The organism is Mycolicibacterium stellerae (assembly GCF_003719305.1).
GTDB classification, from domain to species: Bacteria; Actinomycetota; Actinomycetes; order Mycobacteriales; family Mycobacteriaceae; genus Mycobacterium; species Mycobacterium stellerae.
On the sequence record NZ_RARC01000043.1, the window covers coordinates 20,043 to 45,148 of the forward strand.

The window sequence follows — 25,106 nt, forward strand, 5'->3', positions numbered from 1 at the left end:
AGCCGAGGGAGGAACGAGATGACCGATCGTGTGACGGTAGGAAACCTGCGCGTCGCCCAGACGCTGTATGACTTCGTCAACGACGAGGCGCTGCCGGGCACCGACATCGACCCCGACACCTTCTGGTCGGGAGTCGACAAGGTCGTCGCCGATTTGACCCCGAAGAACCAGGATCTGCTGGGGCGGCGGGACGAACTGCAGGCCCAGATCGACAAATGGCACCGCCACCGCGTCCTCGAGCCGCTCGACCCGCAGGCCTACAAGCAGTTCCTGACCGAAATCGGATACCTGCAGCCGGAGCCAGAAGACTTCACGATCACCACCTCCGGGGTCGACGACGAGATCACCACCACCGCGGGCCCGCAGCTGGTGGTGCCGATACTCAATGCGCGGTTCGCCCTCAACGCCGCCAACGCCCGCTGGGGCTCGCTGTATGACGCGCTCTACGGCACCGACGTCATCCCAGAGGACGACGGCGCCGAGAAGACCTCGGGTTATAACAAGGTGCGCGGCGACAAGGTCATCGCCTACGCCCGCGGATTCCTCGATCAGGCGGTGCCGCTGGAGTCCGGTTCATGGGTCGACGCCACCGGACTGAGCGTCGACGACGGCCGCCTGCAGGTGGCTACCGCCGACCGATCCGTCGGCCTGGCCGATCCGGACAAGTTCATCGGCTACACCGGCGAGCTCGGCTCTCCCGAATGGTCTGTGCTTCTGGTCAACAACGGCCTGCACATCGAGATCCTCATCGACCCGCAGTCCCCCGTCGGCTCGACCGACAACGCCGGAATCAAGGATGTTGTGCTCGAGTCGGCCATCACCACCATCCAGGACTTCGAGGATTCGGTGGCCGCCGTCGACGCCGACGACAAGGTGCTCGGCTACCGCAACTGGCTCGGGCTGAACAGGGGCGACCTGTCCGAGGACGTCACCAAGGACGGCAAGACGTTCAGCCGGGTCCTCAACCAGGACCGCACCTACAAGACCGCGCGGCCCGATGGCGCCGACGGATCGGCTCTGGAAGGCGGCGAGCACTTCACGCTGCCTGGCCGCAGCCTGCTCTTCGTCCGCAACGTCGGACATCTGATGACCAACGACGCGATCGTCGACGCCGACGGTAACGAGGTGTACGAGGGCATCCAGGACGCGATCTTCACCAGCCTGATCGCCATGCACGGCCTGAGGGCGGGCGACGGCAACGGCCCGCTGGTCAACAGCCGCGCCGGCTCGATCTACATCGTCAAGCCGAAGATGCACGGTCCCGACGAGGTCGCCTTCACCGCCGAGCTGTTCGCCAGCGTCGAGGACGTGCTCGGCCTGCCGCCCGCCACCATCAAGGTCGGCATCATGGACGAGGAACGCCGCACCACCCTCAACTTGAAGGCGTGCATCAAGGCCGCCGCCGACCGGGTGGTGTTCATCAACACCGGATTCCTCGACCGCACCGGCGACGAGATCCACACGTCGATGGAAGCGGGTCCGATGATCCGCAAGGGCGCGATGAAGGGCACCACGTGGATCAAGGCCTACGAGGACGCCAACGTCGACGCTGGTCTGGCCGCGGGCTTCACCGGTAAAGCCCAGATTGGCAAGGGCATGTGGGCGATGACCGAGCTGATGGCCGACATGGTCGAGCAGAAGATCGGGCAGCCGAAGGCGGGCGCCACCACTGCGTGGGTGCCGTCGCCGACCGCGGCCACGCTGCACGCCATGCACTATCACGAGGTCGATGTGTTCGAGGTGCAGAAGGAGCTCCAGGGCAAGACCCGCACCACCGTCGACGAGCTGCTGGCCATTCCGTTGGCCAAGGAGCTGGCCTGGGCGCCCGAGGAGATCCGCGAGGAGGTCGACAACAACTGCCAGTCGATCCTTGGCTACGTCGTCCGCTGGATCGACGCAGGGGTCGGCTGCTCCAAGGTGCCCGACATCCACGACGTCGCCCTGATGGAGGACCGCGCAACGCTGCGCATCTCCAGTCAGCTGCTGGCCAACTGGCTCCGGCACGGCGTCATCACCGACGACGACGTGAAGGCCAGCCTGCGACGGATGGCAGCGGTGGTGGACAAACAGAACGAGTCCGATCCGGAGTTCCGGCCGATGGCCCCCGACCCGGACGCCAGCATCGCCTTCCAGGCCGCCCAGGAGTTGATCCTGTCCGGGGCGCAGCAGCCCAACGGCTACACCGAGCCGATCCTGCACCGGCGCAGGCGCGAGTTCAAAGCAGCGAATCCCAGCAACGCCGGCTGACCGGCAGGTTTCGATGGCATGGATAGACTTCGGCGAGGCAGTGACGTGCCAGCAATGATCGACGAACGGAGAGGACGCGGGCGCAGGAGTGGGTAGGCACAGCATTCCCGACCCCGAGGAGTCCTCCGACGGCACCCCCGCTGGCGCAGCCGATGCGACCGAGTCGTTCGAGCAGCCGCTGGTTCCGCCCTACGACGAGCCGTATGACCAACCGGGCTATCCGACGGCCCCTGCGGAGCCCGACTACCCGCGCTATGGCCAGCGCGACTACCCGGATTCTGCAGAGTCGGGCTACCGGCAGCGCTATGACGACACCGGGTACCAGGAACCGGGTCACGGCGAGCCGGAGTACGGAAAGTCCGAGTTCGAGACCGAGTACGAGTCGGACTACGACGACGAGTACGAGTCCGAGTATCCCGAGTCCGATTACCCCGAGGCCGAGTATTCCGACCTGCCGGACTACCTGCGGACCGGTTATCGAGATCCCGAGCCCGCCGAACCCCAGTTCCGTCGGCCGGCCGCCGAATCGCCGTCGTACGCCGCACGTTCACCTGCACCGAAACCTCCACCCCGCGCGCAGCACTCAGGCGACTGGGAAGGCGGCGAATGGACCGGCAGCCACCGTGCGATCCAACCTGGTCGCCGCGGCGTCAGCTGGGGTGTCATCGGCGCGCTGGTCGCGGTCGTCGTGGTGGTGGCGGCCGTCATCCTGTGGCGCTTCTTCGGAGATGCGCTTTCCAACAGGTCCAGCATCGCCTCCGCGAGGTGCGTCGACGGTCAGAAGGCCGTCGCCGTCGTCGCCGACCCGGCCATCTCGAGCGAGATAGCCACGCTGGCAAAGAAATTCAACGAAACCGCCAACCCCGTCGGCGACAGCTGCGTTGCATTGGACGTCAAACCTGCCGAATCCGACCAGGTGATCAACGGCTTCGTCGGCACCTGGCCGGCGGAGCTGGGCGAACGTCCGGCCCTGTGGATTCCCGGTAGTTCGATCTCGCAGGCCCGCCTCGAGGCGGTGGCCGGCGAGGAAACCGTCGACGACAGTCGCTCGCTGGTCAGCTCGCCGGTGCTGCTGGCGATCCAACCCCCGCTCAAAGGTGCTCTCGCGCAGCAGAATTGGGGCACGCTTCCCGGTCTTCAGAGCAACCCCAACTCTTTGAACGGCATGAACCTGCCAGGCTGGGGATCCTTGCGCCTCGCCCTGCCACTCAACGGCGACAGCGACGCGTCCTATCTCGCGGCAGAGGCCGTCGCGGCAGCTTCGGCGCCCGCCGGATCGCCACCGAGTGCGGGCACCGGTGCGGTGAACACCCTGATGTCGGGCGCACCCAAGCTCGCCGACAACAAGGCGACGACCGCGATGGACGCACTGCTCAACGCGAGCGACCCGGCTGCCGCCCCTGTGCACGCCGTCGTCACCACCGAGCAGCAGCTCTATCAGCGCGGTACGTCTCTGTCCGACGCGAAGAACGTGGTGGCCTCGTGGCTTCCGCCCGGTCCGACCGCGATCGCCGACTATCCGACGGTTCTGCTCAAGGGCACGTGGCTGTCCCAGGAACAGGTCACCGCAGCCAGCGAGTTCTCCCGCTTCCTGCGCAAGCCCGAACAACTCTCCGAGCTCGCCAAGCTCGGATTTCGCACCGACGGCGGCCAGCCGCCGAAGAGTGACATCACGAACTTCGCGCCGGTGTCGGCTCCCCTGTCGGTCGGCGACAGCTCTATGCGGGCCACCCTGGCCAACGCGCTGACCGCGCCGGCGGGCAACGCGGCCGTGACGATCATGCTCGACCAGTCGATGAGCGCACAGGAGGGTGGCAAGAGCCGGCTGGCCAATGTGGTGGCCGCCCTCGACGCGCAAGTGCAGACGATGCCCCAAACGGCGGCGGTCGGGCTGTGGACGTTCGACGGTGTCGAGGGGCGGTCAGAGGTGGCGACGGGTCCGCTGTCCGACCCCGTGGACGGCAAGCCGCGCGCAGCGGCCCTGGCCGCGGCACTTGACGGGCAGACCGCCTCTGCAGGCGGTGCGGTGTCCTTCACCACTCTGCGAATGATCTACGACGACGCGTTGGCGAAGTTCCGTCCTGGACAGAGCAATTCGATCCTCGTGATCACCGCCGGTCCGCACACCGACCAGAGCCTCGACGCCAGCGGGCTGCAGGACTATGTGCGCCGCACCTTCGACCCCGCAAAGCCGATCGCGATCAACGTGATCGACTTCGGCGGCGATCCCGACCGCGCGGCGTGGGAGGGTGTCGCCCAGATCAGCGGCGGCACCTACCAGAACCTGTCGACGTCGGCGTCCCCCGATCTCACGTCGGCGGTCGCCACCTTTCTCGGTTAGCGGACGCCGGGCTGTCGTCAGCCCCCGCTCGGCGCGGCTGGCGCGGCGCCGGCACCTAGCAGACTGCCGAGCTGGCCGAGCACGTCGATGGGATTCGGCTTCGGCGGCGGCGCGGCGTCGGTCTTCTGCCAGTCCTGGCACTCGCTGCTCGTGAAGGCCGTATCGCCCGCCTCGATCTGAACGGTCTGCGGCTTCTTGGTCATGGCATTGGCGACGATGCCGTCGCCGTTGACCCGTTTCCAGTAGCACGCACCGTCGCCGACGGGGCCGGCGGACTGGTACACACCGGGCGTGATGTCGGTTCCCACCGCATAGGTGCCGTCACCGAAGCTCGTCTTCGGTCCCGGCGGCGGAGGCGGCGGTGCCGGATCTGCGTGCGCGACACCGGCCGGCGCGCAACAACCCGCCACGATCAGCGCCGCGGCGATAACGATTCGTGACACCCGTCAAGCATACGTCGGTGCATCGGGCCGACTGCTGTCAGTCCGAGTCGTAACTGCGAACGAAAGCACGCTGCTTTTTGCTTCTCAGCAGCAGGTTGTCCATGTGAACGCCGAGCGGACGGATGGCGTTGAGGAAGTTCCAGCGGGCCGGGATGATCACCCGAACCTTGCCGCGTTCGGTGGCGCGCAGCAACCCGGCTGCGGCCTTTTCAGGGCTGATGATCAGCTTCCACTTGGCCTTGGTCGCGGGATTGGGCGTCAGGTGCACCATGGCCGTGTCGATCGGTCCGAAGTAGCCGATTGTCACGCCGACGCCGTATTGGGCGAGTTCCATCCGCAGGCCGCGGCCGAGCATCTCGACGGCGGTCTTGCTGGTCGAATATGCGACGCCGCCGACGGCGGGCAGCAGAATGCCGTAGTCGGTATTGGCAGGCCACCCCATCGACGACACAACGACGATGTGGCCTCTGGTCGCGATCAGCGGTTCGATTGCCGGCTGGACCGTGTTGAGCGTGCCGGTCAAGTTCACGTCGATCACGCGTTGGGCTTCACCGGGCTTCAACACGCGCAGCGTCGCAGGTGGGTGGGTGATTCCGGCGATTGCGAAGACGAGGTCGAGCTTGCCGAACTCGGCGACAGTCCTGTCCACGGCGGCCGCCATCGCCTCACGGTCAGCGACGTCGGCGCCAATGGCGAGATCGGCGCCGCTGCGCTGTGCCGCCTCCTCGTCGATGTCGACGGCACACACCTTTGCGCCCTTGTCGCGGAGCAGCTTCACCATCGCCGCGCCGATTCCGTTTCCTCCCCCGGTGACCAGGGCGACAGCACCCGCTACATCACGCATACGGTGGACCATACCGGGTGCGGCGGACCTACACCGCTGAACCGCACTCACCTATGCTGCAGCAAACATACCAACGGAGGATCATGGCGAACAGCGGCTCGGATGCTGCCTGGTACGGCGCGCAACCGCCGCGGCAGGCGTACCGCGGCATGCGTTACACCTCTTGCTATTTGACAATGCGCGATGGTGTGCGCATTGCGATAACCCTCTGTCTGGCCAAGAACCTTCCGAACGACGCGCGCGTGCCGGCAATCGTCTGCCAGACGCGATACTTCCGGGCGATGGAGTTGCGCCAGCCGCTTCGGGCAGTGACGGGAGGTCAGGCACTACACCACATACAGTCCACCGCTCGCTGCCGAAAGCGCTTTGTCGCAAGCGGTTACGCGTGGGTGGACGTCGACGTGCGCGGAACGGGTGCGTCATATGGATCCCGGGTCTCCGAATGGTCTCCAGACGAAATTCGCGATGGCGCAGAAATCGTCGACTGGATCGTGCGCCAGCCGTGGTCTGACGGAAAAGTCGGCGCGTTGGGGAGCTCGTACGGAGGAGCGGCTGCCGAATTCCTTTTGCTGAACCGGCATCCGGCCGTACGCGCCATCGCGCCGCGGTTCGCGCTGTTCGATGCCTACCCCGACATCGCGTTTCCAGGAGGGATCCATGCAGAGTGGTTCACAAGAACGTGGGGTCGCTATAACGACGCGCTTGACCGCAACGCGCCATACGAAGTTGCCGGCCGGTGGCTCAAGCTTCTGGTGACCGGCGTACAGCCCGTCGATGGCGATCACGACCGGTCTCTGCGCGCGGGTGCGGTTGCGGCCCACCGTGACAACTACGACGTCCATCAACAGGCGATGACGTTGACCTTCCGCGACGATGTGGCTCCCTCGGACCCGTACCACAACCAGGTCGGCGCTCGCCTCGAGCCGGTAGGTACGCCGATAGACGACTCGGGCAGCCTGGGACTCGTCAGCCCGCACAACTATTGGCACGATATCCAATCATCTGGCGCAGCCATCTACAGCTACGCCGGCTGGTTCGACGGTGCCTATGGGCATTCGGCGATAAAGCGGTTCCTGACGATCGCCACACCGGGCAGCCGGTTGATCCTTGGGCCGTGGAACCACGGCGGTAAATGGCACATCGAACCGTTCCGAGATCCGTCAAAGACTCGCTTCGACCACGAAGGCGAACTGCTGCGCTTCTTCGATTGCCATCTGAGGCAACGTGATACAGGTATCGATTCGGAGCCGCTGGTGCACTACTTCACCATGGTCGAGGGTCGCTGGAAAACCGCGGACAGTTGGCCGCCGCCCGCCACGACGTCGACCTACCACCTCGCTGCAGGCGGCGAGTTGAGCGTTGAGCCGCCCATTTCCGATAGCGATGTTGACGAATACGTCGTGGATCACACGACAGGGTGTGGCGAGCATTCGCGCTGGCGCACCCAGGCGGCGGTTGGTGAAGCCGTCGTCTACCCCGAGCGGAGCAGCGAGGACGAGAAACTGTTGACCTACACGTCGGCGGCGCTCGACCATCCCCTCGAGGTCACCGGGCATCCGATCGTGACGCTGTTCGTGAGTTCGACCGCCGACGACGGAACGTTCTTCGTATATCTCGAGGATGTGGACGAGGACGGCCGCGTCGCTTATGTCACCGAAGGACAGTTGCGTGCCATCCATCGCCGGCTCAGTGACACCACTCCCCCGTATCGCCAGCCGGTCCCATACCGCACCTTCAAGCGCAGTCACGCACAGGCGCTCGTGCCGGGCGAGGTCGCGGAGTTGACGTTCGACCTGCTGCCGACGTCCTATCTGTTCGACAGCGGCCACCGCATCCGTGTCGCCATCGCGGGAGCCGACGCCAGCCACTTCGCCATCATTCCTGGCGGACCGCCTACCATTCACGTACACCGCGGCCGCGTGCACGATTCGCGCATCGATCTGCCCGTCGTCGGGCGTTAGCCTCGACTTTGTTGCCTGTCAGCCGTTTTCGGCGACCCACCCATTCGTGAAGTCCTGGAGTTTGGTGATCTCGTCGACCGTCTGCCCGCACATGAAGCTTTCGATCTTGCCGCCGACCAACGGGATCTTGACCTTGATCGTGGCGTTGTAGCTCAACCGCGAACCGGCTCCGGCGGGCGACAGCAACGCCTGCCCGATCGCCGAGACCGGCGCTCCGGATACGGTCACGCCGATGTCGCCGCGCACGTGCCCACCATCAACCCAGCGCCAAGTCTCATTGCGCAGCATTTCGAGATCACCGTTGTGAAGTTGAGTCACGATTTTTGGTAGTCGATCGCGCACCAGGCCGAGTCTGAGGGCAACCGCCACGGCGCCGGAATCATCGACACTCAAGTCGTCCAATGTGGCGGTGCCGCCGCCGAACTCGGCGAGCCGCGCATTCCAATAGGCCTGGCTGCCGAACGCCGCCAGGACCTGCTCGACACTGGCCGGGGATTCGACCGTCAGGTCGAGCGAACGGGACATAGTGGGCAGGCTACCGTCTGCCGGCGCGCGATGATGTTCTGTCATCATTGCGGTATGGCGACGCGGCGACGGTCCTTTCAAGGGTCATCCATCAGCAGTGCAGATCCATCGGCGGTCTGGTGGGCGTGGACCAGCCCGTCTGAGTGGCCTGGCGGCGTCATCCAAAAGGCCAGCATCGACGGGGAGTTCGTGGTCGGTGCGAATATCACCGCGAAGGCCAAAGGAGGCCCGACCACGACACACACGGTGACGAGCGTCGATCCCCCGCGGGGTTGGGTGGGTGTCTCGAAATTCCCGGGGGTGACGATGACTTACGAACACGAAATCGAAGTCGTCGACGGCGGGACGAAGTTGACTGAGCGCGCGGTGATGAGCGGGCCGCTGGCCGGCGTCGCCGCGCTGTTGATCGGAAAAAGTCTGGCGAAGGGTTTCAACGATTCGACGGCGCGCATTGCAGAGGTGGCCGAAGCCGGGCCGAAGGCGGGATAGCCGCTCAGGCCGTCAGCAACGAGATGTGGCCGTAGAGGACGAATGCGGAGGCCACAAAACACGCGATGGCCAGCAACATCTCTTTGGGGGGGTCGTCGACGCGGCGGTGCGCCAACACGGCACCGACCAGCAGTAGCAGCAGGCCGATCGTGGCCGCGATGCCGATCGGCCGCCACCACAGCCCGGCGATCAGCCCGACGACCGAGGCCCATTGACACCAGCCGATGAACCGAGTCAGCCCCACCGAGATGCGCAGGTGCACTTGGTTTTCCCGGGCGTCCCCGACGAAGAAGACGTTGAGGAATCCGGCGACCGCCATGAATATTGCGAGCCCGATCGAGACGACGATGACGGCGATCTGCATATGGCTTCCTCTCTCAACAAGCTTGTCGCGCAGCTGGTATGTCCTGCCCGCACAATGTCGCGCCCGCCAGGTCCACCCTAGTTTGGTGGGGCCTGACGGGCGCCAACGTGAGCGGTGTTTTACCCGGTAGACGTGTCGGGGTCGGTGCCTGGTTCAGTACCCGTCCCTGGATCAGGATCGGGATCGGTACTCGTGGTAACCGGGTCCGGCGTGGTCGTCGGCGCCGTGGTGGTAGCGGGCTTCGGAATCAGGCGACCCAACGTGGCGTCGTAAACCTGTTTCACCGCCCCCGCGATCTTCTGCAGGCCCGCGCCAGGAGTCGCCGTACCCGTCGAGCCGGAGGACGGCGAGGCCGCCGTGTTGCCCAACGAATCCGGGTCGATGAGCAACTGGTCGGCGGTCGGGGTCGGTGGGACCTCTTCCACCGTGGGCGGGAGTTCCTCCACTGGAGGCGCAGGAGGTGCCTGCCACTTCGTCACCTGCGGAACCCATTGCTGTGGGACGAATGTCGGCCACTGGGACTGCGGCTTGACCGGCGGCTTGGGCGGCTCCGGTGCCTCCGCCGGTGCTGGATCAACCTGCTTGGCGGCCATCAGGGAGTTGCCGACACCCGGGTCCGACGCGAGCTGAAGCGTGTTGGCGTCGGCCAGATCCTCTACATTTTCCTCGGTCTGATCCCAGACGTCGTCGAGCGCGAGCAGGTCTTTGAAGATCTTGCCCGGTTTGGGGAACAATCCGATGTGCACGGGCTCGGACGGATAGGTCCCACCGTCGGGAACGCGGTCATAGCCGGCTTCGATCATCCACCGCAAGATGGGATCAATGGCCAATATGACGTCGTCTGGCACGCCAAGAGCCTTGAGCGGCTGCGTGATTGGCAGATCGCCCGGCTGGTTTATGATGACAATGTCGGTCACGTTGCCATTTTTGGTGACGATGTAGTGCTCGTCGTCAGCCTCTGCGAGGACAACATCTGCCTCGTCAACATCACCGTCGTTATCAAGATCCACATCGACGTCTTGGTAGTAGCCGTTGTGCACGTAGAAGAAGCCCATGGCCGCGTTGAGGTCGGCGACCGGGTTCAACAGCATGTACCTCGGGACGTCCCCGGCGCCGTCGTACTGCTTGGTGATCAGGATGACGTTGGGAGCGTTCGGATCGTCGCTCGGGGTGACCGGGTTCGTCGACGCGCCGAAACTCAACCCGAGGAACGGGACGTAGACGCCCGCGGGAAGCCGTGCCCACAGGCCGCCGTCGTTGCGTGCCCCGTTGCCCAGCATGACGAACGTGACGTCGCTCAGGTCGAGATCGTTGGTCGGATCGGCGTCGGAGTTGAGTTCTTCAGCCGCCTTGATGACATCCGACGAGGCATTGGCGCCCTGCGAATAGCCGACGACATAAATCCCGTCGCCCGGCGTGTAGGTGGGATCGGCCTGCGCTTCCCTGATGGCGGCGATTGTCATATTGGTCGCTTCGAGCTTGGACTCGTTGTAGCCGGCGCCGCCGGTCAGGATGCCGAAGTCCCGGGAGTAATCGATGTACTTGTTGTTGGCACATGGGCCAGTGGAACCGGCACCGCACTGGTCGTAAGCGCCGCCGAGCGCGTTCCTCATCCGGTCAGGCGCCTGCGAATCATCCGTCGGCAGGATGTCCTTCGTGCCGTCGATGAAGATGCTCGTGGCCGCCAGCGGGCTGATGCCGGGAACGTGGCTGTCGGTGAGATAGGCGAAGCCGAAAAGGCCCACCACCTCCAACGCCAATGCGGCCGTCACAACTGGCGTCGTCCTTTTGTTCCAGGATATTTTCGACTGCTCAGACATTAAAATTCCTCCACCCCTGTGGTCTCGAGGGCTAACGCAGTTCCCCAAAGCTGGCTGAAGCATAGCGGCCAAAACGTGTCCGCGCTGTTATTTCGCTGATCTGCTGGATTTGTGTCCCAGCGAAGCCGGTTTGCATCGGCGACCGCCTGCGGATCGGCCCCTAACCGGAGGGCGGGGCGCCGGGCCCCGAACAATACGGCGAGGTTGTAACCAGCATCGTGGCGGTCGCCAACGTGAACTCAAAGATCGTGTCTCTCCTGCACTATCTCGCCGAGTGGACCGCTGCGCCTCAGCTTTGAGACCGAGATCACACCGTCAATTATCGCGGGCCCCGCTCGGTGCGGCCGCACAACAGCGTGGGCTCGCTGCGGCGGCCGCAGGCGCGCTCCAGCGAATGCTCTCTGTCTTTGCTATTCGGCAGAAAGGCGAGGCTGGATCCGGCCGCCGATGCTGGCCGGGCGGCGGCCCCACAGCAAAACACTGCGATCGGATTCGTCGCGGGAAATATCGCATGAATGTTGTTCGTGATAATCGTCGTTCGACGCGCCTCTCGGCATGACGTTTTACCCGGCTTCGGGTCCTCTGCTTGGGTACGGTGTCACTGTGACTTCGGAGCTACTCGATGCTGTGATCGTTGGCGCCGGGTTCGGGGGTATGGGCGCTGCGATCGAGCTGAAACGTGCCGGATACGACAACTTCGTGATCGTCGATCGCGAGGACGACCTGGGCGGCACCTGGTACGTCAACCACTACCCCGGGCTGGCCGTCGACATTCCGTCGACCACCTACTCGTACTGGTTCGAACCGAACCCGTACTGGTCTCGGCTGCACGCGCCCGGCGAGGAGCTCAAGCGCTACGCCGATCACGTGGCCGACAAATATGATCTACGCCGGTTTATGAGGTTCTCGACCACCGTCGAAGGCGCACGTTGGGACGAAGACGCGCAGGTGTGGCGCGTCGCCCTCGCCGGCGGGGAAACACTGAGCGCCCGATTCCTCGTCACCGCCACCGGGTACCTGTCCCAACCAAAGATTCCCGACATCCCCGGGGTGGAAAACTTCGGCGGCAAGATGATCCACACCGCCAACTGGGATCACGATCACCGCCTCGACGGCAGCCGGGTCGCAGTGATCGGCACGGGTGTGACGGCCGTGCAGTTGATTCCCGAGCTGGCCAAGAAGGTTTCGGAGCTGACGGTGTATCAACGGACCGCGATCTGGGTGGTGCCGAAGGTCGACTTCCCGATTCCCCGGGCCGTGCAGCGGTTGTTCGCCCGGTTGCCTGTTCTGCAACGCATCCTGCGATTCGTCACCGACGTGCTGTCCGAGTTCGGAATATCCACCGCCGTGCTGAACTACCGCAAGACCAGCTTCGTCAATGCCGGTGCCGCCCAACTGTCCAAGGCGCACATGTTCATGTCGATTCGCGACAAGGACCTCCGTCGAAGGCTGACGCCCGACTATGAATTCGGGTGCAAGAGGACGACCTTCAACAACGATTACTACCGAACGCTCGACCGTCCCCATGTTCACCTCGAGACATCGGGCATCGAGCGCATCGATCCCGACGGCGTCGTCACGGCCGACGGTCGCAAGGTCGTCATCGACACGTTGGTCCTGGCAACGGGTTTCGATCTGTGGGAGGCCAATTTCCCCGCCATTGAGGTGGTTGGACGCGACGGCCGCAATCTGGGTAAGTGGTGGCGGGATAACCACTTCCAGACCTATGAGGGTGTGTCGATCCCCTACTTCCCGAACTACCTCAACCTGTCGAGTCCATACGGCTTCACCGGTGCTTCCTACTTCACGATGATGGAATGCGAGATGCGGCACATGAGGCGGCTCTTCGGCGAGATGCGCTGTCGCAACGCGGGCACGTTCGAGGTCACCGAGCAAGCCAACGCACGCTACTTCAACGAACTCTCGGAGCGACTCGGCGACATGGTGTATTTCCGGGGAAACTGTGCATCATCACGGTCCTACCACTTCCGCGGAGACGCCACGATCGTGCGTCCCAAGTCGAGGCGAGATACGGTTCGCGACGCAGATCGATTCGCGCTGGACGACTACGCGATCGGCTGATTACACCCGCGATCAGAATGCGTAGCGGTGGAACTGCACGATTTTGCGTAACACCGGAGTGCGCGACGCCATCCTCGCGAACCGCCGGTAGCCCTTGCTGAGTCGCTGCACCGTCTCGGCCTCGAACACCGAGATCGCTCTGATCAGGCGAGTCCCCGGAACAGCGCTGAGAATGTCGTCGGGTTCGTCGACGGCCCAGCCGAGTTCGGAACCCGACCAGCGCACGACGGTGTTGTTCTTGCGCATGGCTTTCGATCCGAACCGACTCCAGAAGTCGAGCTGAAACTCCCCCGCTGGAAAGCGTTCGACGACACGGCGCAGCAATCCGACCCCGTCGCTCTCGACGAGATACATGCTGACGCCTTCGGCGATCAGCAATGCGGGCCGGTCGGCGGGGATCGAATCCAGCCAGGACAAGTCCGTCGCCGACGACGCGACCAGATGGTAATGCTCACGGGTCGGGTAGAACCGCTCGCGAAGCGCGATCACGTCCGGAAAGTCGATGTCATACCAGTCGACATCCGGCCCCGGATCGACCCGAAAGACCCGGCTGTCCAGGCCTGCGCCGATCTGGAGAACGACAGGTCGGTCATGGTTGGCCAGGAACTGACGTGTCCAGATGTCGAACTGGGCGCCACGGACGGCGATCGACGTCACCTGCCGGCGTCGCTGTTTGGCGATGGGGCTCTTGCTGGTGTCGTAATCCACTTGAGCCATCAACTGTTTCGCGTACGTGTCGCCCAGGATCGGCTGCGCCGAATCCGCATCCAATGCGCGGGCGTACACCATATCGAGCATGGTCTGCGGCGGCCCCGTCAAGTCGACGTGCACTTTGTCCGAGCTCGTAGACATCATTTCAATTCTCCTCAGTGTTGGTATTCGAGCGACGCTGCACGGAGCAGTGCGAGCACCAACTCCAGTGGTTTTCCGGGTTCGGCGGCATCGACGTGATGCTCGAGAATCAGTTCCCCGCCAACTACTCCGAAGCCGTATACGTCGATGACTGCGGAGGAAGCGCGGTAAAACTGTGATCTCAGCCCGACGATTTCCAGATCGGGTGGCATAGGCATCGCGGAGGCGATATTGCCAATGTTGGTGGACAGCACGACATCGGCCAGGCCGGGCACGTTGCCTTCGTACTGCAGATTGAAATGAAGGAGGGATTGCTGGACCACACCTTCGGACAGATCGGCCTGCAACGTGCTCGCGATGTCTCGAGCCAGTTCGACGAGATCGGTCTCCGGGGTGATCTGGGCGAGGTAGGTGGCGACGCCCAGTGCGAGCGTGCAACCCGTCGCCGTCACCGGCGGGTCGAGCAGTGGCCGCAGGTTGACGTTGTACACGTACGGGATCGGGATGTGCGGCGTCTCGCGGATGCGCCACTCGGCGAGCAGGATCGCAGCTGAAACCAGGTTGTTGACGAAGAGCCGGTTCTTGCGACCGAATTTCGTCAGCGCTGCCGTTTCCTCCTTGCCCAACCGCGCCCGTGCGGTGGGCACCGGGAGCGGGTGGTCGTAATCGGTCGCACTCGACGTCGCGCGCCGCGGCGGCAGTTCGTGGGCGAACATCGCCGGGATGAACCGGTCGAGTCCCGACCGCTGCCCCTTTTGGATCCCCCGCTGCTCGAGCAGCACCTCGATCGGCTCCGGTGCCGGCTGCGGGGTCACCGGTCCCGTGTCGCCGGTGGTGACCAGAGCGGTGTATCTGGTGAACAGCTCGAGCGCGAGCCCGGCGATGTGGGTTCCGTCCGACAGGCTGTGATGCACGTAGAGCGTGAGCTCGTTGTGGTTGCCGCCGGTCCGCACCAACAAATTGATCAGGGCCTCTGTCTGGTCCAGCTGATATACCGGCGAGAGCTCCTCACCCTCTTCGACGAGCCAGATGCCCGGGTGCATGAGGTCGGCGTCGGCGGCGACGATCTGGAACCGGCCGTCGGCGCCCTGCTCGATGTGTCCGGAGTAGACCGGATACACCTCTAATAGAACGTCGAACGCCATCGACATGGCGTCCAGGTCGAAGGGGCCAACCAAATCCAATGTGACGGAGGTGAATGTGTGCGTCTCGGCGAAGAAGTCCTCGCTCTTGGCCAGCTTCCGAATGACCGAAGTCGGAAACACGATCAGGTCCCCTCGTTGTTCTGTGGCCGCTCGGCCAGCAGGTTCTCAGCCACGCATGCTCGCTTTTCGGTAGCCGATCACCATGGGAATCGCACAGACGATGAAGATGCCCGCCGACCAGACCAGGGTCCCGGTCAGCGGCTCCAGCACCGGGCCGCCAAGGGTCAGTCCGCGCATCGCCTCGGTGGCATATGACAACGGCTGGTGTTCGACGACCGGTTGAATCCACTTCGGGTACTGATCCAGCGGCACGAAGCCCGTGCAGAAGAACAACAGGACGGCCGACACCAGAGTGATCGCCTCGACCAGCGTCGGGTTGGGCCAGTAGACGGCGATCGTCAGAGCCATTGTGGCGAAAGCCATTCCGAACAAGGCAGGAACGCACAGCCATAGGAGCCCGGCCAACAGACCTTGCTCGAGCCGAAGACCCAACAGTAGCCCGACACACAGCAGGACAAACGAGTTCAGCATGACTCTGACGGCATCGGAGATGATGCGTGCAATGAGGCCAGAAGCCCGGTGCACCGGCACCACCCACAGGCGAGCGAGCAGGCCGTTGGTGTGTTCGGTCACGATGCCCAAAATGCCGACCGAAGCCCCGTTCATGGCACCGATCAGGGTCACCAGCGGCACACTTCCGTACAGCGCGCTGTGACCCGTCAGCGCCCGAATCGCGTCGCCCAGAACGATATTCATGACGACGAGGAAGAAGATCGGCAGCGCGAGCCCGAATACGAACGTCATCGGGTCCCGGATGAGCCCGATCAACAACCGCTGTGTCTGTACCCACACGTGTGGGCCGAGCAGTCGCAGCGAGTTCTCCTTGAATCGACGGTCGGGAACCGCGAACGCGTCTTCGTCCACCGCGGAGCGTGGCTCCACAATCTGGTCGGTAACAGTCATGACTGCCGCCTCAGAAGAAGGAGCAGCGATAACGGCACCATGACAACTGTCGCGCCGATCAGCCAGAACACGGATGGGCCGATCATCGACCACGTGACAGCTCCAGCGGTGGGCGTCGAGTCACCGGCCAGCGCGCGGAGGGCGTAGATGAACTGTGATATCGGCTGGTTGCGAACGACCGGCTCGATCCAGTCCGGAAACATCTGGACGGGCTGAATACCGACCGACAACAGGCCGAAGATGAGCTGCGGAAGCATCAACCACTGAGTGGTGGCCTCTGGGTTCTTTGAACGACTTCCGAGCAGATCGGACATGAACGACAGCACCATGCCGATCAGGAGCAGCAGCACACAAAATCCGATCGCGTTGACCCATCCGGCAAAGAATCGGAACCCCAGGACATGGCCGGTGATGAGCGCGACCGCGATGCCGAGAGCGCATCGGTAGGCTCCCGCCGACATGCGGGCCACCAGCGGTGTCAATGGGCCGATCGGCATAGAGTCGAACCGCCGGTTGATGCCCTTCACCGAGTCGGTTGCGGCGCGAAGCGCTCCGGTGATCGCGGCGAACGAGATCCCCTGAAGTGCGATCAGCGGCATCAGGAACTGCGCGTAGCTGCTCATGCCCGACGTCTTGCCGAGCATGTTGTTCAACGGGATGTACCAACCGGCGGCGAACACCACCACGGCCACGATCGTGGTCAGAACATCTCCGTTACGGAGGCTGGGTGTGATGAGTCGAGTTGTCAGCACCCACCACTGACCGAATGTCGAAACCTTCGGCCGAGCCGCGGTCAGAGCGGATCTGGGTGTGGCGGAATCCAATTCAGCTGTCAGCACATCCGTGCTCATGGCAAACCACCAAGAAGCGGGCTCAGGGCGGCTTGAAGCGGATCGGGCGGAGGTGGCGGTGGCGGCAAGACCTGTTCCGGCGCAGCCTGTTCCGGCATAACCTGTACCGGAAGTGCCTGTATCGGCGGCCCGGGTGGATTCGCGACCTGCCCGTGTGGAACCGCGACGACTGCCGCCGGTGAGTTAGCGAGTTCCGGCGACGGCATGACCGCTATAGCGGGCGATGTGACCACGACCGGCGGAGGCGACACCGCTGCGGCAGCGGAGGTGATCGGCGCCCGCGTGGTCGGCAGGGCGGTCTGGGCCGGAGCGCTCGCGCCTCGCGGCGCACGCGTTGAAGGCGCAACGGCGACCGGCGGCACCGTGGCGGGTGCAGCCGTCGCCGCCGCAGGCGGCGCCGCTGACGGGGCGGGTGGTGCCTGCGGACTGGCCACCGGGGCGTTCGGCGCGGGTGGTGCCTGCGGGGGCGCGACCTGGGCCGGTACCACCGGCTTCTCCGTTGCCGGGGTCGAGCTCCTGTCCAGTACGACCAGGCTCACGGCGACCACCGCGATCACGCACGCCGCCAGCACCATCAGGCTCTTGGAGTGTGCCGAGACCCACGATTTGGCTCCACCGCCCGCCGATCCGTCGTCTGTGTCGGGCGGAATGTCCGGCAGTTGATCGTCGGCGGCGTGCCTCGGACCGTTGACGGCGGACCCGTTGGAGTCCGATCCGCTCAGGCCGGACCCGTTGGGCGCCGGGGTACCGGTGTTGTCCGAAGTCAAAGCCAGGAACACATCGTCGAGCGAAGGCCGACGCAGCGCGATGTCCCGCAGTTCGATACCGGCCGCGTTGAGCAACGCCAATGCCTCTACCAGAGTGTTCGGCCCGCGTGGTGCCGGCATCGCGATCCGGTCGGATTCAGATGCCAGGGCTGCTGCCCGGTTCTTTTCCGGCATCAGCGGACCGAGCGCCGCCACCACGGCGGGCAGATCGTTGAGATCCTGCGGGACAATTTCGCAATAGCTTCCGCCGGTACGTTCCTTGAGCGCGTCGGCGGTTCCTTCGGCGACGATCTCTCCGTGGTCGATGACGATGATCCGGTCGCTGAGGGCGTCCGCTTCCTCGAGATACTGCGTGGTGAGCAGCGTCGAAATGCCGAGCTTTTTGAAGCTGGCCACCAGATCCCAGATGACCTGTCTGCTGCGCGGGTCAAGACCGGTGGTCGGCTCGTCGAGGAACACCACCTCGGGACGAACCATCAGGCCGCACGCAATGTCGATCCGTCGGCGCATACCGCCCGAGTACGTTCCAACCCGACGGTTCGCCGCGTACTGCAGATCGAACTCGTTCAGAAGGTCCTCCGCCCGCGAGCGCGCGGCCGCCTTGTGGAGCCCCTGCAACCGCCCGAACAAGTGCAGGTTCTCGCGACCCGTCAGCACGTCATCGAGAGCCACCTGTTGGCCGGTCAGCATGATCGAGCGGCGAACCGCGGCCGGGTCCGAGACCACGTCATGCCCGGCGATGCTGGCGGTACCTCGGCTCGGCTTGGTGAGCGTCGACAGCATGTCCACAGTGGTTGTCTTGCCTGCACCGTTTGGCCCGAGCAGCGCGACAACCTCGCCGCGCCCGACCTCGAAGCTGATGCCGCGCACCGCATGCACTTCACCGAACGACTTGCCGAGCCCCTTGACGACGACGCTCTTCTCTGAGCTGGTCAATCCCGTTCCCTCTGTCCTGGTTATCTCTTGCGTTGTCGCATCGTGCACAGTCGTCATGAGTTCACTCCGCAGACAGATCGACGAGACCGAGTTCCACAGACGCCGAGGAAGATTCGTCCTCTGCGCGTCGGGTGACCATCGCTTCCCGGACCACTTCCATGATTGCGACACCGAACCGCTCCGTGAGCGCTTCCACCTTGGCCCGCTGCACCCGTCGGGTGTCATACCACCAGTCGACGTGCAGGCCTCCCGAGGAACGATAGACCCGCACCTCGATCGGATGCCCAAGACCAGGGACCTTGTCGCGCACCGACATCGCGGTGTCGACGTCAACCTCGACGGGTCCGCCGGTCGACGGCAAGTCGGGAATCATGCCTTGATTGGACAAGTAGATCTCGGCTGGAGCGTTGCGGCCCAGTGATCGGGCGGTCGGCGCGTGCAGGTACCGCAGCAATCCATGTCCGATTCCATGATGCGGAACGGCGGTCAGGGTCGCATGCACGCCGTCCAGCACCTGGACGGCATCGGCGTGCTCGCGGCTGACGCACTCGAGCCCCACCGGGTAGATCGTCGAGAAGCCGCCGACGGTGCGACGCGGATCGACATCCGGCTTGAGAACCGACCTGCCGTCCCCGGCCAGATCGATGGCGGCAACGCCTTCGCCTACCGTGTGCGCGAGTGTTCTGGCCAGCGCCGCGAGCAGCACTTCCTCGATCGTGAACTGGAACATCCGTCGTACCCGGTCGATTTCGTCGGCTTCCTCGGAAGTCAGACTCGATGGCAGTCGCACGAGATCATCGGTGCTTGGTGGTTCGTCGGCATCGTCGTCCGCGACGCGCAGCCTCGGGCCCGCGGTGGTGTCCAGCCAGTACTCACGACTCTCGAGCACGGCCGGATGACTGGTGAGCGTGGTGCAACGCTTCGACCACTCCTCCCACGTCGTGCCCGCCGGTGTCAGCACGATGTCCTGACCTGCGAGCTGCTGCGTGAACGCGGTCAGCAGATCGGTGAGCAGGATCTCGCGCGATGGGCCGTCGGCCACCAGTTCCAGGACGGTGATCGCGAGATACCGCGGCTCGCCTCGAGAGTCCGAGATGTAGGTCGCCCTCAACGGTCGAGACAGCTCCCCGCCGCGGACGTCGTCGGCGATCATCTCGAGCACCGCCTCGCGCTCCTGCGCGCTACCGGGTGCGATTCCGGGCGCCAGCGTCTGCTGAGACACCTCGACGGATTCCTCCGGTGCGCCGACACGTTGCTCCCACGCTCCAGCACGTTCGACGATTCGCAGCCGCAACGCGTCGTGATGGTTGGTCACCGCGGTCAGCACCGCCTCGACATCGCCGACACCGACGGTGGGACCGATGGCCAGCAACAGCGGGACCCGCCAACGGTCGGGTTCGCGTATCCCGTTCTCGAAGAACTGGACCATGCTCGGAGGCACGGGGTGACTCACGTCAGCACCGGTCGGCAGGATCGCCAGGCCGCCCGTGGCATACCGGGCCACGAGCGACGACGCCAGACTCGACACGTTCGGGTGGTCGTAGAGATCCTGCGGCGTCAACTCGAGCCCTTGGTTCGTCGCGCTCATCGCGACACCGATCGCAAGCAGTGAATCGCCGCCGATGTCGAAGAAGTTGTCCGTCAACCCGACCGAAGGCACCCCGAGGCATTCGGCGCAGATGCGTTGCAGCGTGGCCTCGATCTCCGCCTGGCCGTTCTTGCCGGTGCTCGACGCCGCGGCGGCTCCGGTCGAGACGTGCTCGGCCCCGTTGTGCGCCGGCTCGGCGACCCAGCCCGATGTCGTCCTCGGCTCGACCCAATGCTTCTGCCGGGCGAAGGGATAACCGGGCAACGACACACGCCGCGGCTGACCCGAAGACAGCCGTGACCAATCGACCTCGACACCAGCGGACCAGAGTTGGCCGAGGGCCAGTAGGAATACGTCACGGTCACTTCGGTTCTGGACCTGGTGACGCATGAGACGGACCGCGCGATGGCGAGCCGACCACTGCGGATGACGGATCGCAGACCCGGTCAAGGTGCCGCCAGGACCGACCTCGACGAGGACGCGGGACGGGTTGGCGAGCATGACATCGAGCTCGTCGGCGAATTTCACGGTCGCCCGGATCTGGCGTGCCCACATCGCGGGGTCCCTGGCTTCGTCGTCGGTCATCCAGGAACCGGTGACGTTTGAAAGAAGCGGCGTATGCGGTGCGTTCAGCTCGACCTGTGACAAGAAGTCGGCGAACTCGGGAACCACCGGATCCATCAGATATGAATGGAAGGCGTGGGCGGTCCTGACCCGGCGGGCGACAATCCCCTGCCGCTTCAGCTGGTTCTGGAACTTGAGGATGTCCTGCGGTGATCCCGCGACCACGCTGCTGCCCGGATCATTCACCGTGGCGATGTCGAGGCCCGGCGACAGATGTTCGGCGACCGCGTCCGGGCTCAACGGCACCGCGACCATCGCTCCCGCGGCGGATCCGTGCATCAGGCGCGCACGCGTCGCGACGACCCTGATCGCCGTCGGCAGGTCGAACACACCGGCCATGGTGGCCGCCACATATTCACCGATGCTGTGTCCGGCCAACGCCGAGGGCTCGACCCCGTAGGAGCGAATGAGCTGCCCGAGGGCGTACTCCACCGCGAACAGGGCCGGCTGGGCCCTGTCGGTGCGCTCCAAGTCCGAGCCGGCGGCGTCGAACAACTCATTGCGGAGATCGAATCCGAGCTCCGCAAGAAACCCGTCCGCACAAGCCTCGAAGTTCTGGGTGAACACCGGTTCGGACTCGTAGAGCCCGCGCGCCATCTCGACATGCTGTGCCCCTTGCCCGGGGAACAGAAAAACGACTCTGTCGGTGGCGGATTCGGCGCCCTCGACCGCCTCGGCGATGAAGATGTTGTCACTCTCCGCCGCCTGCAGAACGGCAGCGGCGTCCTGCTGGTCATGCACCACCGCCGCGAGTCTGAACTTCTCGTCGCGCCGCGCGGCCAGGGTGAAGGCGACATCGGAGAGGTCTCGCGGCTCGTCGCGACCCAATTCGGCACCCAGGGTGCTGCGGAAGTCCTCGAGCCCGTCGACGGATTTCGCCGAGAAACGGAGAACCTGTGGGCCCGAATGGGTCTGAGCCGACGCAGTGCCGGGCGCCTCCTCCACGACGAGGTGCACGTTTGTGCCGCCGACGCCGAACGAGCTCACGCCTGCGCGCAGCGGGCCGTCCCACTTCCAATCGCGGTACTCACTCTGGATGACGAAGGGGCCCTGCTCGAGATTCAGTGCGGGGTTGGGGTTGGCGTAATGCAGCGACGCGGGGATCGCCCGATTCTGCAGGCACAGAATCGTCTTGATCAAGCCCGCAATTCCGGACACCTCAGCCAAGTGGCCGATATTGGACTTGACCGAGCCTACGGCGCATGGCCCCTGTCGATCCGTATCGGAGACACCGAAAGCCCTTCGCAGCCCTTCGATCTCGATGGGATCGCCCAGCGGCGTTCCGGTTCCGTGCGTTTCGACATAGCTGATAGTCGATGAATCGACGTCTGCGACGGCATGCGCCTCGGCGATGACATCAGCTTGCGCGTCGCCGTTGGGTGCGGCGTAGGTCATCTTCTTCGACCCGTCGTTGTTGATCGCAGATCCCCTGATCACAGCGTGCACGCGATCACCGTCTTCCAGTGCCGCCTGCAAGGGCTTGAGCACAACCGCGGCGACGCCACTTCCGAAGACAGTGCCGTCGGCCTCGGCGTCGAACGGTCGGCAGCGCCCGAGCGGGGAGACCATCGAGCCGGGTTCATGCCAATAGCCGACCCGATGCGGGATACGTAGCGACACACCGCCTGCGAGGACCATGTCACACTCGCCGCTGAGCAGACTCTGGCACGCAGAATGAACCGCGACGAGCGAGGATGAGCACGCTGTTTGGACCGTCATGCTCGGCCCACGCAGGTTGAACAGATGCGATACCCGGGTGGCCAAATAGTCCTTGTCGTTGTACAGCGACATGTTGATCAGGTCGAAGGTCGCGCCCTGCGCCAGGATCTCGTTCGGATCGTGATGCGAGAGCAGGTTGTGCACCAGGTACATGCTGGACCCACTGGTCGCGTATACGCCGATCGAGCCGTCGAACTTGGCCGGGTCGTAGCCCGCGTCCTCGAACGCGTGCCAAGCTGTCTGCAGGAACAGCCGGTGTTGCGGGTCCATCATCTTTGCGGTCTGCGGCGGCATACCGAAGAACTCCGCGTCGAATTCATCCAGGCCGTCGATCAGCGGCGCACGCCGTACGTACAGTGGGTTGGCGAGCGACTCCGCAGTCACCCCGGCGGACGCGAGCTGTGCCTCCGACAGCGTGACTATCGATTCTTCGCCTCGGCGAAGGTTGTCCCAGAAAGCCGACGGCGTGTTGGCCCCTGGCAGTCTGGCCGCCATCCCAACCACGGCAATGGCGTTGGCCGGCAAGGACTCCGGCGAACTGTTGTCGCTCATGTACGTATTCCCCTCTGTCGCCGCATCGATGCGCCTTGGCGTGCGGCGGCACGCTGATTAGCCTTCTCGCGAACGGCATCTACGGTGCTGTCCTGCCGGGCGAATCCGAGCTGAGTCATGACATTTCCGGTGATGTCGTTCAGTGAGGCACCCTGCAGGAGCAGGGCAACCGGTGGTTCGATGCCGAAGTCGTGCTGTGTGGCGTTCCTGATGCGCACCGCCATCAGCGAATCCAATCCGAGCTCGATCAGCGGCTGTGCCGGATTGAGCGCCGACGGGTCCGTGTAGCCCAGGATCGCGGCCAGGCGCGAGACCAGCCGATTTGTGATGATGTGCCCGGCCTCAGCAGGATCAAGATCTGCGACCCCTTGCAGACCTGCCCAGTCGTCACCATCGGCCGCCCGCTCGTCGTCGATGGTCGCCAACCCATCGATCATCCGAAGCGAAGCCCGCGTACGGTACGCGGTCGCCAGATGCGGCCAGTCAGCTTCCACCACGACGAAGCGGATCGGCGCCTCGGGAGCCATCACGGCAGAGAGCGCCCTGATGGCGACGCCGTCGTCCATCGGGTTGAGCCCGGAATCGATGGTCGTCTGTCGATACTCTTCGGACTGGTTGTCGGCCAACGACTTCCAGAACCCCCAGTTGACAGTGGAAGCCGCAAGCCCTGCGGCGCGCCGCGCATAGGCGAACGTATCGAGGAATGTGGTTGTCGCGGCGTAGTGGGCCAGCCACCGCGACCCCAACAGGCCCGAGATCGACGAGAACAGCACGAACTGGCGCACCGGTTGCTTGACGGACAGGCGATGCACGACGGAGAGCGCGTCGATCTTGGGCCGGAACATCACATTGACGTCATCGTCGGTCATGTCGGCCAGCGTTACCGGGCCGCCGCCGAACGCGGCAAGGTAAATGCCTCCCAGCGGAGGAAGGTCCGTGCCGAACCGCGCGAACAGTGGCGCAATCGAGCGCTCGTCGGCCGCATCGCCTGCCACGGTGATCAGGCTCGTCCCCTTGGCCGACAGCTTCCGGGCCAGTTCATCGAGGCGGTCACCCGGCTGCCGCGAGAGGGCGACTATCGTCGCGGCACCCATGTCGGCGAGCTGCTCGATCAGGTGGGGGCCGATGTTGCCGGTCGCGCCGACGACAAGATGACAAGTTTCTCTATCGATCTCGGCCGGCGCCGTCACCGGCGCGACGCGCTTGACAAGCCGCGGCACATGCCGCGCACCTGCGCGATACACCACCTGGTCCTCGCCGTCAGAGTTCGCGGCCTCGGCGAGCACATAGCGTGCCGCCCGGTGTGTTGGGACCGATTCGTCGACGTCGATGACGCCGCCCCAGATTTCGGCGTGTTCCAACGCGAGCGTGCGACCAAGGCCCCACAGCACGGCGTGCGCGGGATTGGCCCTGTCGCCCTCGGAGAGCGGTTGCGCATTTCGGGTGAGCAGGAACAGCTTCGGCTGATTCGCTGTCGTCGCTAGCGCGGTCGAGAGCCGCCTCGCTGCATTGAACAGCCGGTGGCCCTCCCGGGCATCCATCGAGTCGGGCGGAACCGCAGGCGCGTAGATCACCTTGTCGACATCGGCGATCGCGGCGATGAGCGCTTCATCGTCACCGGTAGCCACCACGGTGACACGGGAGTCCCCGCCCACCGCGCGCCTGACCTCCGTGCCGAGGTCGGAGTCGGCGATCACAAGCCATGAACCGTGCACGGTGCTGTCCGCGGGCGACAGCTGTTGTTTCGGCCACGTCAGCTCGTAGTCCCATCCGTCCGGGATCAAACGATCAGCCGCTAAGACCGTATTCTTCACTCCTCCAGCGCGTTTCGACTTATCCGGGTCGATAGTGATCCAGTGGCTGGTGTGGTGCCAGGGAGCGCCGGGGAGCACGGGGGCCGCTGTCCCCTATACACATCTGACGCTGCCGACGA

Annotated in this window: 16 protein-coding genes and 1 pseudogene; 5 read left to right on the forward strand and 12 right to left on the reverse strand. The window is 64.6% G+C overall.

Going from position 1 to position 25,106, the window contains the following annotated elements:
• The first annotated feature begins 18 nt into the window (after positions 1-18).
• Both D6M19_RS31630 and D6M19_RS31635 read left to right on the forward strand, forming a co-directional pair.
• Positions 19-2,247, forward strand: a complete 2,229-nt coding sequence (locus D6M19_RS31630) for a malate synthase G (RefSeq protein ID WP_123029256.1) — start codon at positions 19-21, stop codon at positions 2,245-2,247.
• A gap of 88 nt (positions 2,248-2,335) precedes the next feature.
• Entirely contained in the window at positions 2,336-4,588 is a 2,253-nt protein-coding gene (locus D6M19_RS31635) for a hypothetical protein (protein ID WP_123029257.1), read from the forward strand.
• Positions 4,589-4,605: 17 nt separating this feature from the next.
• Here D6M19_RS31635 and D6M19_RS31640 read toward each other — a convergent pair whose 3' ends face one another.
• On the reverse strand, positions 4,606-5,031 hold the full coding sequence (locus D6M19_RS31640; protein WP_123029258.1) for an Rv1352/Rv1906c domain-containing protein: 426 nt from the start codon (positions 5,029-5,031) through the stop codon (positions 4,606-4,608).
• Between the two features lie 37 nt (positions 5,032-5,068).
• The gene (locus D6M19_RS31645) at positions 5,069-5,875 is read right to left on the reverse strand and encodes an SDR family NAD(P)-dependent oxidoreductase (protein WP_123029268.1); all 807 of its coding nucleotides are present in this window, start codon (positions 5,873-5,875) and stop codon (positions 5,069-5,071) included.
• A gap of 149 nt (positions 5,876-6,024) precedes the next feature.
• Here D6M19_RS31645 and D6M19_RS31650 point away from each other — a divergent pair, with 149 nt between their 5' ends.
• A complete protein-coding gene (locus tag D6M19_RS31650; RefSeq protein WP_123029269.1) occupies positions 6,025-7,836 on the forward strand; it encodes a CocE/NonD family hydrolase in 1,812 nt (603 codons plus the stop codon).
• Between the two features lie 18 nt (positions 7,837-7,854).
• Here the strand turns inward: D6M19_RS31650 and D6M19_RS31655 are convergent, their stop codons facing one another.
• Positions 7,855-8,409, reverse strand: coding sequence for a DUF2505 domain-containing protein (locus tag D6M19_RS31655; protein ID WP_234835145.1), 555 nt, complete (start codon positions 8,407-8,409; stop codon positions 7,855-7,857).
• Positions 8,410-8,415: 6 nt separating this feature from the next.
• Here D6M19_RS31655 and D6M19_RS31660 point away from each other — a divergent pair, with 6 nt between their 5' ends.
• Positions 8,416-8,850: an SRPBCC family protein gene (locus D6M19_RS31660; protein ID WP_123029260.1), complete on the forward strand. Its 435-nt coding sequence runs from the start codon at positions 8,416-8,418 to the stop codon at positions 8,848-8,850.
• Between the two features lie 4 nt (positions 8,851-8,854).
• Here the strand turns inward: D6M19_RS31660 and D6M19_RS31665 are convergent, their stop codons facing one another.
• Positions 8,855-9,214, reverse strand: a complete 360-nt coding sequence (locus tag D6M19_RS31665; protein WP_123029261.1) for a DoxX family protein — start codon at positions 9,212-9,214, stop codon at positions 8,855-8,857.
• Positions 9,215-9,333: 119 nt separating this feature from the next.
• Positions 9,334-10,986 carry a PE-PPE domain-containing protein gene (locus tag D6M19_RS31670; RefSeq protein WP_234835146.1) on the reverse strand — a complete coding sequence of 551 codons (1,653 nt, stop codon included), beginning with the start codon at positions 10,984-10,986 and terminating at the stop codon, positions 9,334-9,336.
• 651 nt (positions 10,987-11,637) lie between these two features.
• Here D6M19_RS31670 and D6M19_RS31675 point away from each other — a divergent pair.
• On the forward strand, positions 11,638-13,116 hold the full coding sequence (locus D6M19_RS31675; protein WP_123029270.1) for a flavin-containing monooxygenase: 1,479 nt from the start codon (positions 11,638-11,640) through the stop codon (positions 13,114-13,116).
• 12 nt (positions 13,117-13,128) lie between these two features.
• Here the strand turns inward: D6M19_RS31675 and D6M19_RS31680 are convergent, their stop codons facing one another.
• The 7 genes and pseudogenes from D6M19_RS31680 to D6M19_RS31710 form a co-directional block, all read right to left on the reverse strand.
• Complete coding sequence (locus D6M19_RS31680; RefSeq protein ID WP_164478791.1) at positions 13,129-13,968, reverse strand: class I SAM-dependent methyltransferase; 840 nt, start codon at positions 13,966-13,968, stop codon at positions 13,129-13,131.
• A 14-nt stretch (positions 13,969-13,982) separates the two neighbouring features.
• A complete protein-coding gene (locus tag D6M19_RS31685; RefSeq protein WP_123029264.1) occupies positions 13,983-15,236 on the reverse strand; it encodes a phthiocerol/phthiodiolone dimycocerosyl transferase family protein in 1,254 nt (417 codons plus the stop codon).
• A 42-nt stretch (positions 15,237-15,278) separates the two neighbouring features.
• Positions 15,279-16,136, reverse strand: coding sequence for an ABC transporter permease (locus tag D6M19_RS31690; protein WP_123029265.1), 858 nt, complete (start codon positions 16,134-16,136; stop codon positions 15,279-15,281).
• Entirely contained in the window at positions 16,133-16,987 is an 855-nt protein-coding gene (locus tag D6M19_RS31695) for an ABC transporter permease (RefSeq protein ID WP_123029266.1), read from the reverse strand. The genes D6M19_RS31690 and D6M19_RS31695 overlap by 4 nt, the downstream gene beginning before the upstream one ends.
• Before the next feature lie 752 nt (positions 16,988-17,739).
• Positions 17,740-18,690: pseudogene (locus D6M19_RS31700) on the reverse strand (ATP-binding cassette domain-containing protein); the annotation flags it as partial.
• A 61-nt stretch (positions 18,691-18,751) separates the two neighbouring features.
• Positions 18,752-23,173 carry a type I polyketide synthase gene (locus D6M19_RS31705; protein WP_123029267.1) on the reverse strand — a complete coding sequence of 1,474 codons (4,422 nt, stop codon included), beginning with the start codon at positions 23,171-23,173 and terminating at the stop codon, positions 18,752-18,754.
• On the reverse strand, positions 23,170-24,987 hold the full coding sequence (locus D6M19_RS31710; RefSeq protein WP_327389837.1) for a beta-ketoacyl reductase: 1,818 nt from the start codon (positions 24,985-24,987) through the stop codon (positions 23,170-23,172). The genes D6M19_RS31705 and D6M19_RS31710 overlap by 4 nt, the downstream gene beginning before the upstream one ends.
• Between the last annotated feature and the right edge of the window lie 119 nt (positions 24,988-25,106).